This is a genomic window from Hydrogenophaga sp. (assembly GCF_051860785.1).
GTDB lineage: Bacteria > Pseudomonadota > Gammaproteobacteria > Burkholderiales > Burkholderiaceae_C > Hydrogenophaga.
Window position 1 is genome coordinate 472948 of the sequence record NZ_JBIMLB010000001.1, and the last position, 12988, is coordinate 485935.

Consider the following 12988-nt stretch of genomic DNA (forward strand, 5'->3'; position numbering starts at 1 on the left):
TGGCGGAAGCGATTACTTGCGAGGAGGCCTAAAGAAGGATGTATTCTTCTTTGAAAATGGAGATGGACTTGATTTTGTATTTCCCGGTGATGCCGCGGGCACCTCATCCGCAGGGCAGGATGTGGTCCGCTTTTCGGTGGGCTTAAATCCTATTGATGTGACTCTGCTTCGAAGTGAGTCGGCAGGCTGGCTGTCGGAGTTAATTTTTGTCGCGCCCAATGTAAATATGTCACAGTACTTTCCTAATCTTTTGGTGGTGCAATTCTCAGAATCGGATGCCGTAACTTTGCTCCATTACTTCGCTGGCCCGCATCAGCAAGCTATTTTCGAGTTTGCAGATGGCACTGTATGGAGCCAAGAGGACGTGTTGCAAATCCTGGCGGCAGGTGGCCGTTACAACAGCGCTCCACAGGCGCGGGCATTGGGGGAGCAAACGTTTTACTTGGATGCCGAACTGAACTATGTGCTTCCGGCAGATACGTTTGTCGACCCTGACACCGGGGATGTCCTTGATCTCACGGCGACCTTGGCAGATGGTTCGGCGCTCCCCGATTGGCTTGAATTCGATTCAATCTCGTGGTCGTTGCGCGGAGCTGCGCCTGAGGAAAGCATAGGAAAGCAGTTTGCAGTGCGAGTGACGGCCACCGATCACGCTGGAGCTGAAATCAGTAGTGTGCTCACCCTGCACATCGAGCGAGATTTTGTTTCACCCGTTCAGTCCGACACCACCCGCACCCTGCCCGACGGCTACCTCAGCCTCATCCTCACCGGAGAGAACGCCATCGACGGCAGCGGCAACAGCGAAGCCAACCACCTCACCGGCAACAGCGCCGCCAACGTCCTCGCAGGCGGTGCAGGCGACGACACCTACCACTACCACCTCGGCGGCGGCTCCGACACCCTCATCGAGCTCGACGGCCAGGGCCACGATACCCTGCGCCTGGGAGACGGCATCAGCCCCACCCCCACCCCCACCAGCACCCGCCCCAGCCGGGAAGGCACCGATCTCATCCTGAACTTCGGTGGCGCAGGCAACGACCAGGTGCGGGTGAGCGGCTACTTCGACGCCGAGCGCGGCACCGTCGAGACCATCGCCTTCGCCAACGGCAAGACCTGGGACTTCGATGACGTCGTCCACTGGATGGTCACCGCAGAAACACCGGCCACCCAGATCCGGTACGTCCTCAAGCGCGCCGGAGGCGACGAACTCGACCTCGCCCACCCCGTCATCGGCCTGGGTGACTCCAGTGCGCCAGCCCTGCACGTCGTCACCGGCTCCTCTGGAGACGACACGCTGCACGTGGGCGCGGGCATGCGGGTGGACGCCCGGGTCATGGGCTCGGGTGCCGACACCATCTACCTCACCGGCAAGCTGAGCGACTACTTCCAGGCGATCGACCAGGACACCGGTGTCTACACCTTCGCCCACAAGACCCGCCTGGGCGAAGTGCTCCAGCTCACCAGCGTGGGCGATGACGATGTGCTGTACTTCCAGGACGGTCATATCGTCTTCAACGCCCTGAGCGATGCCCGCCTCTACGACGAGAGCACCGGCGCCTTCAAGGCCATTGAAGCCAGCTTCCTGGTGCCTCAGGGCACCCCGGCGAACACACCCGATGCCACCCTCGCCATCCAGGGTATCGACACCACCACAACCACCCTCAGTGCCACGCTCTCGCGCCCGCTGGCCACCGTGCTCACCGACGCACAAGCCCACAGCCCCGTGGCCACCGGCCTGCCGATCCAGGTCAACATCAAGGGCATGCTCGGCCAGGACCTCGCCCCCCTGCGCAGCAGCGGGCAGGCCATGAACGTGGTGATGGGCGGCGCGGGCGACGATTCGGTCTACGTCACCCCGGGCACCGGCATCGATGCGCGTGTGCTCGGCTCTGGCAACGATCGCATCCGCTTCACTGGCCAGTTGAACGACTACACCCAGACGATCGAGCAGGACACCGGCGTCTACACCTTCACCCACAAGACCCGGCCCACCGAAGTGGTCAGGCTCACCAGCGTGGGCGAAGACGACGAGCTCTGGTTCGCCGACGGCCACATCGTCTTCAACGCCAATGCCGACACCCGGCTCTATAACGAAGCCACGGGAGCATTCATGGCGGTGCAGGCGAACTGGCTCAGCGCGGGCGGCACGCCGATCCTGACCGAGCGGCTCGAATACTCCATCGACGGCGGTGAAACCTGGCAGGACGCCACGAGCGCCGTCAGCGGCACCACGGTCACGCTCACCGACCCGGCATTCACCAGCGGCAGCACGATCCAGCTGCGCGTGAGCAGCCAGGCGGCGCCAGGCGCGGTGGCGGCCAGCCAGGTGACGGGCGCAGGCGACGACGTGATCACACTGGGCACGGCCGAGCGGGCCGCCCTGGCCCACTCGCGCTACGACGGTGGGGCGGGCACGGACACACTGGCGCTCAGGAGCGACCAGAGCGGGGTGCTGCTGGACTTCACGGCCTACGGGCAGACCACGTTCACGGGCATCGAGCGGATCGACCTGACCGGTGGGGGCAACAACACCGCAAAACTCACCATCGACCAGTTGCTGAGCATGCCCGACGAAGATGAAGACCGGCTGATCGTGCTGGGGGATGCGGGCGATGCGGTGCAACTGGTGGGTGGCTCGGGGAGCTGGAGCGGCGCGGGCACCCAGCAACACCAGGGACTGGACTACGCGGTGTACACGCACAGCGGGGCGGCGGGGCGCGAGCTGTTCGTGCAGCAGGCGGTGGTGGTGATGTGACGGGCTGGGGTGGGGCTCAGCCTGGACGACCTCCTGTTCAGATCTCCACCTTCGACCCCAGCTCGATCACCGCATTGCTCGGCAGATTCAGGAATTCCGCCGCGCCGCTGGCGTTGTGGTGCATCTGCGCAAACAGCTTCTCGCGCCAGGGCGCCATGCCGCTGCCGATGGTGGGCACCACCACATCGCGCGAGAGGAAGTAGCTGGTGGTCATGGGCCCCACTTCGCAGCCACGCCCGCGCATGGCTTCCAGTGCTTCGGGCAGATCCTGATCGTTCTTGAAGCCGTAGTTCACCGTCACCTGCCAGCAGTCGTGCCCCAGAGGCTCGATCTGCAGGCGTTTCTCCAGGCCGATCCAGGGCACCTCGTGGCTGCGCACGGTGACGAACAGGTTCTGCACGTGCAGCACCTTGTTGTGCTTGAGGTTGTGCAGCATGGCGTTGGGCACGGTACCGGCATCGGCGGTGAGAAACACGGCGGTGCCTTCAACGCGAACCGGCGGAGCAACGAACAGGGCGTCGAGAAAACTGCCGAGTTCGATGGCGTCGGCGTGCTGCTTCTCCAGCATCAGCGAGCGACCGCGCTTCCAGGTCATCATGAGGGTGAACACCACACCGCCGATGAGCAGCGGGAACCAGCCACCAGCGAACAGCTTGAGCAGGTTGGAGCTGAAGAAGGCCAGATCGACCAGGAAGAAGAAGCCGGTGGCGGCCAGGCACACCCACAACGGGTATTTCCAGCTGTAGCGGATCACGTAGAACGTGAGCACCGTGGTGATGAGCATGTCCAGCGTGACCGCGATGCCATAGGCGGCCGCCAGGTTGGTGGACGATCTGAACATGACGACCGCGAGCACGATGGCGGTGAACAGCCCCCAGTTCACGAACGGCATGTAGATCTGGCCGGTGTGCCGCACGCTGGTGTGCAGCACCTTCAGGCGTGGCAGGTAGCCGAGCTGGATGGCCTGCTTGGTCACGCTGAAGGCACCGGTGATCAGCGCCTGCGAGGCGATCACCGTGGCCAGGGTGGCGAGGACCACCAGCGGCAGCAGCATCCACTCGGGCGCCATGTTGAAGAAGGGGTTCTTCACCGCCTCGGGCCGCTCCAGCAGCAAGGCACCCTGGCCAAAGTAGTTGAGCGTGAGGCAAGGCATGACGACCAGGAACCAGGCCAGGCGGATCGGCCGCTTGCCGAAGTGGCCCAGGTCGGCGTAGAGCGCTTCGGCGCCGGTGACGCACAGCACCACCGCGCCCAGGATGATGAAGGTGGTGCCGGGCTGTTCCCACAGGAAGCGCAGCGCATGCAGCGGGCTGAGCGCGCCCAGGATCTCGGGATGGCCCACGATCTGTGCCACGCCGAGGGCGGCGATGGTGAGGAACCAGGTAAGCGTGATGGGCCCGAAGAAGCGGCCGATGCCCGTGGTGCCGCGCTTCTGCACCGCGAACAGGGCGAACAGCACCATCAGCGTGATGGGCACCACGTAGTGCCTGAAGTGCGGCGAGATCACCTCCAGGCCTTCGACCGCCGACAGCACCGAGATGGCCGGCGTGATGACGCCATCGCCATAGAACAGCGCGGTGCCGAAGATGCCCACGGCCAGCAGGCCCTGGCGCAGCGCGGGCCGGTCTTTCACCGCCGTGGACGCCAGCGCCAGCATGGCGATCAGCCCACCTTCGCCGTTGTTGTCCGCGCGCAGCACGAGCGAGACGTACTTCAGCGAGACGATGACCGTCAGCGTCCAGAACAGGATGGAGAGGATGCCGTAGACGTTGGCGTGGGTGAACGGAACGTGGCCGGAACCAAAGACCTCTTTGACGGCGTACAGCACGCTGGTGCCGATATCGCCGTAGACCACGCCAATGGCGCCCAGGGTGAGCGCCGCCAGTGACGACTTGGAAGCTGACACAAAACAACCCCGGCCTGTTCGGCCCGGGGTTCGTTGTCGGGGGAACGCGATTTTGCGCCGGCCCAGCCCGCCCTGTCTGTGGGCTCTGTCGTCTAAAGCGGCGCGCCCAAGAAAATGTTGCGCCGCAGCAACTTACTCGTAGACCTCGGCGTCGGGGTCCGTGGCTTCAAGCTCGTAACTGGCGGCCAGCATGGCCAGGCGACCGATCACGCCGTACATGTAGAAGCGATTGGGTACGCTGGCTCCAGGCTTCACGCCGGGCTGTGGCAACTGCGCGCTCTGCTCGAACGCCAGCGGCACGTAGCTGGAGCCTGGCGCGTTCAGGTTCTCGTCCACGCCGCGGTCGGCGTGCACGCGGTAGAAGCCGCCGACCACGTAGCGGTCCATCATGTAGACGACCGGCTCGGCCACGGCGCTGTTGATGCGCTCGTTGGTCAGCACGCCTTCCTGGATGATGACCTCGTGCACTTCCTGACCGCCCTGCGTCACGGCCATGCGGGCCTTGGTCTTGGCGGAAAGGTTGTCGATGTCCTTGGCGTCGCGCACGGTCAGGATGCCCATGCCGCCCGTGCCGTTGTCGGCCTTGACCACCACGAACGGCTTCTCGTTGATGCCGTATTCCTTGTACTTGCGGCGGATCTTGCCGAGCAGCGCGTCGGTGTTGGTGCGCAGGCAATCCAGCCCGGCGTCGGTGTTGAAATCGACCTGGCCGCACTGGTTGAACATGGGGTTGATCAGCCAGTGGTCCATGCCGAGCAGCTTGCCGAAGCGCTTGGACACTTCTTCGTAGGCCTTGAAGTGGTGGCTCTTGCGCCGCGTTCCCCAGCCACCGTGCAGCGGCGGCAGCAGGTACTGCTCGTGCAGGTCTTCCAGGATGCCGGGCACGCCGGCGCTCAGGTCGTTGTTGAGCAGGATGGTACAGGGGTCGAAGTTCTTCAGGCCAAGGCGGCGCTTGCTGCGGATCAGCGGCTCCAGCACCACCTTTTCGCCGCCAGGCAGCTCGATGGTGGTGGGCGCCTTGATGTCGTTGGAGATGGAACCCAGGCGCACGTTGAGCCCGGCCATGTAGAAGATGCGCTGCAGTTGCGCCAGGTTGCTCAGATAGAAGATGTCCTTGGTGTTCTCGGGCACCAGCAGCAGGTTCTTGGCTTCGGGGCAGATTTTCTCGATGGCGGCCATGGCGGCCTGCACCGCCAGCGGCAGCATTTCGGGCGTGAGGTGGTTCCAGCCGCCGGGATACAGGTTCGTGTCCACCGGCGCCAGCTTGAAGCCGGCGTTGCGCACGTCCACCGAGGTGTAGAACGGCGGCGTGTGCTCCATCCACTCCAGCCGGAACCAGCGCTCGATCACCGGGGTGGATTCGAGGATGCGCTGTTCGAGCTCGTTGATGGGGCCGGTCAGGGCGGTGACGAGGTGGGGGACCATGGCGGAGACGGATGGGGTGGGAGGCAACCAGTGTAATGGGGCCGAATGGCGGTTTTTTCAAGCCAGACGGGCACCCGGTTCACCCACAATCGACTCCCAAGGAGCCCTTGCCATGACCTTCTTCGCCCTGCTCACCGCCCTGGCCGCCTGGTTCAGCGTGCTGCGCCCGCCCGAGAGCACTGGCCTGCGGGTGCTGCTGATGGTGGTGTTTCTCTTGTTGGGCACCCTGTTCACCCTCGCGGGGGCGTTTGCGTACTGGTGGGACAGCGGCATGCAGCCCACCCGCTCCAGCCCGTGGCTGATGATCTGGGGCCTGGCCACGCTGGCTTCGCAGGCCGGCAACCTGCTGCGCGCGGTGTTCGAGGGCGAGGGCGGTACGGATTGGCCGGGGCGGCGCTGAGCGTCAGCCTGCCGGCGTGCCGAAGCGCGCGGCCGACCGGGCCCGCGCCTTGGCCGCTTCAACCTCGCGGTCGCGCGGTGCGGCGTTGGTGCACAACGACTGGATGAGATCTCTTGCAGAGCCCGCCACCTGCTCCACAGCCCGCTCGAAAGCCGCCTCGTTGGCCTGGGACGGCACGTTGAAGCCGCTGAGCTTGCGCACGAACTGCAGCGCGGCGTCGCGGATTTCCAGCTCGGTGGCAGGGGGCTCGAAGTTGAACAGGGTCTTGATGTTCCGGCACATGGCCACGTCCCTCCCGGTGTGAATCAGCCGCGCACCTCGCCCTCGCCCAGCACCACGTACTTCAGCGAGGTCAGGCCCTCCACACCCACGGGGCCGCGTGCGTGGAACTTGTCGGTGGAGATGCCGATTTCGGCACCCAGGCCGAACTCGAAACCATCAGCGAAGCGGGTGCTCGCATTCACCATCACGCTGGCCGAGTCGACTTCGCGCAGGAAGCGCTGAGCATGAACGTGGTCGGTGGTGAGGATGGCGTCGGTGTGGTGCGACGAGTAGTGGTTGATGTGCGCAATGGCTTCGTCCACACCCGCCACCACCTTGATGCTGATGACCGGCGCCAGGTATTCCTCGGACCAGTCGGCCTCGGTGGCGTCTTTCACGTTCGCACCTTTCACGTCTGCCAAGAGCGCACGTGAGGTGGCGCACACGCGCATTTCAACCCCCTTGCCGGCGTAGATCGCGCCGATCTTCGGCAGGAAATCAGTCGCCACGCCACGCGCCACCAGCAAGCTCTCGGTGGCGTTGCAGGGGCTGTACTTCTGCGTCTTGGCGTTGTCCGCCACCTTCACCGCCATGGCGATGTCGCAGGGATCGTCCACATACGTGTGGCAGTTGCCGTCCAGGTGCTTGATCACCGGCACCTTGGCCTCGGCACTGATGCGCTCGATCAGGCCCTTGCCGCCGCGCGGGATGATCACGTCCACGTACTGCGGCATGGTGATGAGCTGGCCCACGGCGGCGCGGTCGGTGGTGGGCACGAGCTGCACCGCATCGGCCGGCAGGCCGGCATCTGTCAAGGCGCGTTGCACCAGCGCTGCCAGGGCGCGGTTGGATTCGATGGCCTCGGAGCCGCCGCGCAGGATGGCGGCGTTGCCGCTCTTGATGGACAGCGACGCGGCTTCGATGGTGACGTTGGGCCGGCTCTCGTAGACCATGCCGAACACGCCGATGGGCACGCGCATCTGGCCCACGCGGATGCCACTGGGCATCTGTTTCATGCCGGTGATGTCGCCAATGATGTCGGGCATGGCCGCCAGCTGTTCGCAGCCCTGGGCGCAAATCTCGATGACCTTGGGCGTGAGCTTGAGCCGGTCCACCATGGGTTCGGACAGGCCGTTGGCGCGGGCGCGCTCCAGGTCTTTCGCGTTGTCCAACTGCAGAGCGTCCACATTGGCTCGCAGCAGGGCGGCCAGGCCGCGCAGCGCCGCCAACTTGGTGGCCGCACTGGCCTTGGCCATGTGTGCCGACGCCGCCTTGGCCTGCTGGCCCAGCGTGTGCATGAGTTCGGTGGTGCTGGTCGCGTTCATGCCGCGAATTTTCGCAGAGGTTCAGCGCGGCCGCTCGAACCCGGCAGTTATCCATGCCTGAGCGGTGTCCACGCTCAGCTTGAAGGTGGGCGGCACAGGCACACGGGCCAGTTCCACATCGAATTCGTCGTGCGCGCTCAGTGTCGCGGTGGCGCCCTCTTCGTCGGGAACGATCGCCAGCGCCACGCGGATGCGCCGCCCGTCGACCGTCACCGTCACGTTCTTGTTCAACTGCGCGTGAAGCTGCTGCTCCGAACGCCGAATGACTTCCTTCGCCGTCTTCACCAGGGTGTTGAAGGCAGCCGTGTCCAGCGGCTTGGGGTTCTTCTTGTCACGACCCATGGTCCAGGGTCCGACCAGGGCGGGTTCTGGCGCGTTGTCCAGGTAAATGGCAACGGCCCAGCCGTCGTCGTCTTCGTTCTTGATGACCCGTGCGGTCCAGTGGTCGTCGCTCCAGAGGCGGTCTTCGTGAATGGGTTCCTGGGTGTCTGATGTCATGGGGGTGGAGGGTACAGGCAGATCGAGGTTGTGGGATTTAATCCCATCCCATGACCCCTGCACCCGTGCCTCTGCTCTACAGCTACCGGCGTTGCCCTTACGCCATGCGCGCGCGCATGGCCTTGCTGGTAGCGGGCATCGCATTCGATGCGCACGAAATCGTGCTGCGCGACAAACCCGCCGCCATGCTGGCCCTGTCGCCCAAAGGCACCGTTCCCGTGCTTCAGCTCGCCGACGGCGGCGTGCTCGAGCAGAGCCTGGACATCGTGCAATGGGCGTTCGGCGTGAACGACCCGCAACACTGGTGGATGCGGGCGCAAAGCACGGACAACCTTGACCTGCTCCGTGCGTGCGATGGCCGCTTCAAGCACCACCTCGACCGCTACAAATACCCCGAACGCTTCGACGAGGCAGACAGAGCCCAGCACCGGGATGCCGCCATGGATGCGCTGCTGAAGCCGCTGGACGTGCACCTGCAGCACTCGGCCCAGCTGGGTGGCGAGATCCCTTGCGCCACGGACATCGCCGTCTTTCCGTTCGTGCGCCAGTTCGCGGCGGTGGAACCTGCCTGGTTCGGGACGCTGCCCTTGCCAGCCCTCAAGACCTGGCTTTCAGACTGGCTGTCTCACCCCTTGTTCGAAGCGGCCATGGTCAGACTGCCCGCGGGCCGAGCGACGAGGTTCCCGCCCTTCAACGCAGCGGAATCGGCGTAGCGCGATCCACGGCCACCACCGCCACCGAGTTCTGCGGCGAACCCTCGATCACGCGGTCGGAATACGTGAGGTACACGAGCGAATTCCGCTTGGCATCCACCATGCGCACAATGCGCAGCCGCTTGAAGATCAGGCTGGTGCGCTCGCTGAAGATCTCTTCCTGCTCCTTGACCGGCTTGGCGATGGCGATGGGGCCGACCTGCCGGCAGGCGATGGACGCCTCCGACTTGTCCTCGGCCAGGCCGAACGCGCCCTTGATGCCGCCGGTTTTGGCGCGCGAGATGTAGCAGGTGACGCCGGTCACACCGGGATCGTCGTAGGCCTCGACCACGATCTTGTGGTCCGGGCCGATGAACTTGAAGACGGTGTCGACCGAGCCGATCTCCTCGGCGTGGGCGGTGGAGGCGAGCAGCAGCAGGACAGGGAGGACGCAGCGGCGCATGGTGGACCTTTTGGAAGATTCTGAATGCCCACACAGTAGCAGGCCGCTGCGAGTTCGACATGCAGCGTGATCCAGCGCGGCCCGGTCAGCGCGTGCCCGCCCCCACCAACATCTCGCACGGGCCCACGAAACCATCTGCCTCGGTTTCGAAGCTGAGCAAGGCCTGCTTGATCTCCCTCCACGTGTCGGCGCGTTCGTCGTCGCTCAGGCCGGCCATCATCTGGTGCAGGGCACCGAAGGACTCCCGTTCGAAGCGCGCGCACTCGGCGGCCGTGGGCAGACGGACCGGGGAATCGACATTGCGCACCTCCACGTCCCGGAAGCCCGCCTGCTCCAGCGCCTTCGCCAGCACGCCCTCGCCCCCCAGGGAGAACGGCCCCGGCTGCCCGGGCAATGGTGGTGGCAACTGCGCGCGGCGCCGGATGATGCCGACCGGCACGGCGAAGAAGGGGTTGCGCTCGGCCGTGGAATACACCACCGCGGCAAAGCGCCCGCCCGGCTTCAGCGCATGGCGGATGCCGGCCAGCGCCCGCTGTTGGTCGGGGAAGTAGATCAGCCCGACGCGCGACACCGCGGCGTCGAAGGAGGCACCGGGCAACTGGTCGTGGCGCTCGCCATCGAGCTCCCGGGTGTCCACGTTCGACAGCCCGGCCTGTTCGGCCGCCGATCTCGCGTGGCGCAGGATCGCCGGCGAGATGTCGGTGGCCAGCACGTGGCCGCGCGCACCCACGCGGCGCGCCGCGACCAGGGTCTGTTCACCCGCGCCGGCCGCCACGTCGAGCACGCGCGCGCCGGGGCCGACCGCCGCCATGTCCAGCATGGCCTCGGTTGCAGGGCCGAGCCAGCGCGCCAGCAACGGTCCCCATCGGTTCCAGGCTTCGGCGGCGTTCTCCCACTGCGCGCGCGTGGTCTGGCGAAACTTCTCGGCGTCGAAAACCGCCGGGGCAGCGGGGGAGGAAACGAGGGTCTCGGTCATGGCAGTGCTCCTTGAAAAGACCGGTGCGATGTGCACGGTCGGTCTTCAAGTTAAGCCCGATGCAGAGCGCCCTCAAGTCCAGAATCTGGAGTAGGCGTTCTGGCGGCACACCGCTAGACTGGCCCGCATGATCGACTACATGCAGTTCTGTACCGTCGCCCGAGGGGCCGAGGTGTTGGGTGAACTGTGGACGCCCCTGGTGGTGCGCGAGCTGCTCTGCGGCAGCCACCGCTTCAACGACATCCACCGCGGCGTGCCGCGCATGTCGGCCACGCTGCTGACGCAGCGCTTGCGCAAGCTGGAAGAGATCGGCGTCGTTGAGCGGCGCCGCGTCGAAAAAAACTGGGAGTACCACCTGACGCCCGCTGGCGAGGAACTGCGGCCGATCGTCGTCGGCCTCGGCCACTGGGGCGCGCGCTGGATCGGCAGCCGGCTGCGGCGCGAGCAGCTCGACGCGGGCTTTCTGATGTGGGACATCCGCCGCTTCGCGCGCATGGAAGAGTTCCCCGACGCAGAACGCACGGTGGTCCACTTCCGGTTCAGCGATGGCCCTGCAACCGAGCGGCAATGGTGGCTGGTGGTGGAAGACCACGTGGCCGATCTGTGCCGGGACGACCCGGGTCACGACGTCAGCGTGCTGGTCGACTCGACGGTGCGCGCACTCACCGAAATCTGGACCGGCGACAGCGACCCCGAACAGGAAATCCAGGCCGGTGGCCTCACGGTGCAGGGAGCTGGGCGCAACGGTCAGCGGCTCTGGCGCTGGCTGGGACGAAGCATGTTCGCCCCGACGCGCATGGCGCAGCGCTGAGGCCGCGCTCAGAACGGATAGTGCCGCGGCGTCGTCTGCAGCGTGATCCAGCGCAGTTCGGTGAACTCGGCAATACCAGCCTTGCCGCCGAAGCGCCCGATGCCAGAGCCCTTGACGCCGCCAAACGGCATCTGCGCTTCGTCGTGCACGGTCGGGCCGTTCACGTGGCAGATGCCGGAATCGATCTTGCGGGCCACGTTGAAGGCGCGGGCGATGTCACCGCCGAACACGGCGGCCGAGAGGCCGTATTCGTTGTCGTTGGCGCAGGCAATGGCTTCTTCCACACCCTTCACGCGCACCACGCATTTCACCGGGCCGAAGGTTTCCTCGTGGTAGATGCGCATGGCCGGGGTCACGTGGTCGAGCACCGTGGCGGGCATGAGGGTGGTGTCGGCCTTGCCGCCGCACACCAGCTTGGCGCCCTTGGCCAGCGCGTCGTCGATCAGCGCATTGCAGTGGTCCACCGTGCCCATGCCGATGACCGAGCCGAGCACCACCGGCTCGGGCTTGCGCGGGTCGCCCAGCGGCAAGGACTTGGCCTTGTCGCCGAACTTCTTCACGAACTCGTCGGCGATCTTCTCGTCAACGATGAGGCGCTCGGTGCTCATGCAGATCTGGCCGCTGTTGGCGAAGCAGCCGAAGGCCGCGCCGTTGACGGCGTCTTCGATGTTGGCGTCGTCCAGGATCACCAGAGGTGCCTTGCCGCCGAGTTCGAGCACGACAGGCTTCAGGTACTTCGCGCAGGTCATGGCGATGATCTTGCCCACCTTGGTGGAGCCGGTGAAGTTCACGCGGCGCACCGCAGGGTGCGCCACCATCGCCTCCACCACGGCACCGGCGTCGGCCGGGGCGTTGGTGATGTAGTTCACCACGCCCGGCGGGAAGCCCGCTTCCTGGAAGGCCTCGACGATGAGCTGGTGCGTGCGCGGGCAGTTCTCGCTGCCCTTGAAGATCACCGTGTTGCCGCAGGCGAGCGGCACGCAGATGGCCCGCACGCCCAGGATGATGGGTGCGTTCCACGGGGCAATGCCCAGCACCACGCCGGCCGGCTGGCGCACGCCCATGGCCAGCGAGCCGGGCACGTCGGACGGAATCACTTCGCCCGCCACTTGCGTGGTGAGCGCGGCGGCCTCGCGGATCATGCCGGCGGCCAGGAACACGTTGAAGCCGCCCCACATGCCGGTGGCGCCGGTCTCTGCGGACACGGCTTCGATGAAGGCCGGCGTCTTGGCCTCCAGCGCATCGGCCGCTTTCAGCAGCAGCGCGCGGCGCTCGCCGGGACCGGTCTCGCTCCAGGCGCGGAAGGCTTCGGCGGCGGCTTCCACCGCCATCACCGCGTCGGCCGGCGAGGCAGCGGGTGCGCGCGTGGCGACGCTGCCGTCGAGTGGGTTGCGGCGTTCGAAGGTGGCACCTTTTTCGGCGGTGACCTTCAGGCCGTTGATGAGCATGGACATGTCGGACATGGGGTTTCTCCTT

At 65.8% G+C, this 12988-nt stretch carries 12 protein-coding genes; 4 read left to right on the plus strand and 8 right to left on the minus strand.

Features of this window, described 5'->3' with window-relative positions:
- The first annotated feature begins 226 nt into the window (after positions 1-226).
- Positions 227-2755: a calcium-binding protein gene (locus ACTIF6_RS02210; protein WP_439586529.1), complete on the plus strand. Its 2529-nt coding sequence runs from the start codon at positions 227-229 to the stop codon at positions 2753-2755.
- A 37-nt stretch (positions 2756-2792) separates the two neighbouring features.
- Here the strand turns inward: ACTIF6_RS02210 and ACTIF6_RS02215 are convergent, their stop codons facing one another.
- Positions 2793-4661 carry a potassium transporter Kup gene (locus tag ACTIF6_RS02215; protein ID WP_439586363.1) on the minus strand — a complete coding sequence of 623 codons (1869 nt, stop codon included), beginning with the start codon at positions 4659-4661 and terminating at the stop codon, positions 2793-2795.
- A 132-nt stretch (positions 4662-4793) separates the two neighbouring features.
- The gene (gene gshA / locus ACTIF6_RS02220; RefSeq protein ID WP_439586364.1) at positions 4794-6086 is read right to left on the minus strand and encodes a glutamate--cysteine ligase; all 1293 of its coding nucleotides are present in this window, start codon (positions 6084-6086) and stop codon (positions 4794-4796) included.
- A gap of 112 nt (positions 6087-6198) precedes the next feature.
- Here gshA and ACTIF6_RS02225 point away from each other — a divergent pair, with 112 nt between their 5' ends.
- On the plus strand, positions 6199-6486 hold the full coding sequence (locus tag ACTIF6_RS02225; protein WP_439586365.1) for a hypothetical protein: 288 nt from the start codon (positions 6199-6201) through the stop codon (positions 6484-6486).
- A gap of 3 nt (positions 6487-6489) precedes the next feature.
- On the opposite strand, the gene ACTIF6_RS02230 is transcribed toward ACTIF6_RS02225, so the two are convergent.
- The 3 genes from ACTIF6_RS02230 to ACTIF6_RS02240 are packed head-to-tail and all read right to left on the minus strand — an operon-like array spanning position 6490 to position 8570.
- Entirely contained in the window at positions 6490-6768 is a 279-nt protein-coding gene (locus ACTIF6_RS02230) for a DUF2277 domain-containing protein (protein WP_439586366.1), read from the minus strand.
- A 23-nt stretch (positions 6769-6791) separates the two neighbouring features.
- The gene (locus ACTIF6_RS02235) at positions 6792-8072 is read right to left on the minus strand and encodes a glutamate-5-semialdehyde dehydrogenase (RefSeq protein WP_439586367.1); all 1281 of its coding nucleotides are present in this window, start codon (positions 8070-8072) and stop codon (positions 6792-6794) included.
- 21 nt (positions 8073-8093) lie between these two features.
- Positions 8094-8570, minus strand: coding sequence for a hypothetical protein (locus ACTIF6_RS02240; RefSeq protein WP_439586368.1), 477 nt, complete (start codon positions 8568-8570; stop codon positions 8094-8096).
- A 50-nt stretch (positions 8571-8620) separates the two neighbouring features.
- Here ACTIF6_RS02240 and ACTIF6_RS02245 point away from each other — a divergent pair, with 50 nt between their 5' ends.
- On the plus strand, positions 8621-9283 hold the full coding sequence (locus tag ACTIF6_RS02245) for a glutathione S-transferase (protein WP_439586369.1): 663 nt from the start codon (positions 8621-8623) through the stop codon (positions 9281-9283).
- Here the strand turns inward: ACTIF6_RS02245 and ACTIF6_RS02250 are convergent.
- Together ACTIF6_RS02250 and ACTIF6_RS02255 are read right to left on the minus strand one after the other, a co-directional pair.
- Positions 9261-9725, minus strand: coding sequence for a CreA family protein (locus ACTIF6_RS02250; RefSeq protein WP_439586370.1), 465 nt, complete (start codon positions 9723-9725; stop codon positions 9261-9263). The genes ACTIF6_RS02245 and ACTIF6_RS02250 overlap by 23 nt on opposite strands.
- Positions 9726-9810: 85 nt before the next feature.
- Positions 9811-10701: a class I SAM-dependent methyltransferase gene (locus ACTIF6_RS02255; protein ID WP_439586371.1), complete on the minus strand. Its 891-nt coding sequence runs from the start codon at positions 10699-10701 to the stop codon at positions 9811-9813.
- Between the two features lie 127 nt (positions 10702-10828).
- On the opposite strand from ACTIF6_RS02255, the gene ACTIF6_RS02260 reads away from it, so the two are divergent.
- Positions 10829-11512: a winged helix-turn-helix transcriptional regulator gene (locus ACTIF6_RS02260; RefSeq protein ID WP_439586372.1), complete on the plus strand. Its 684-nt coding sequence runs from the start codon at positions 10829-10831 to the stop codon at positions 11510-11512.
- A gap of 8 nt (positions 11513-11520) precedes the next feature.
- Here the strand turns inward: ACTIF6_RS02260 and ACTIF6_RS02265 are convergent, their stop codons facing one another.
- Positions 11521-12975 carry an aldehyde dehydrogenase gene (locus ACTIF6_RS02265; protein ID WP_439586373.1) on the minus strand — a complete coding sequence of 485 codons (1455 nt, stop codon included), beginning with the start codon at positions 12973-12975 and terminating at the stop codon, positions 11521-11523.
- Positions 12976-12988 lie beyond the last annotated feature (13 nt).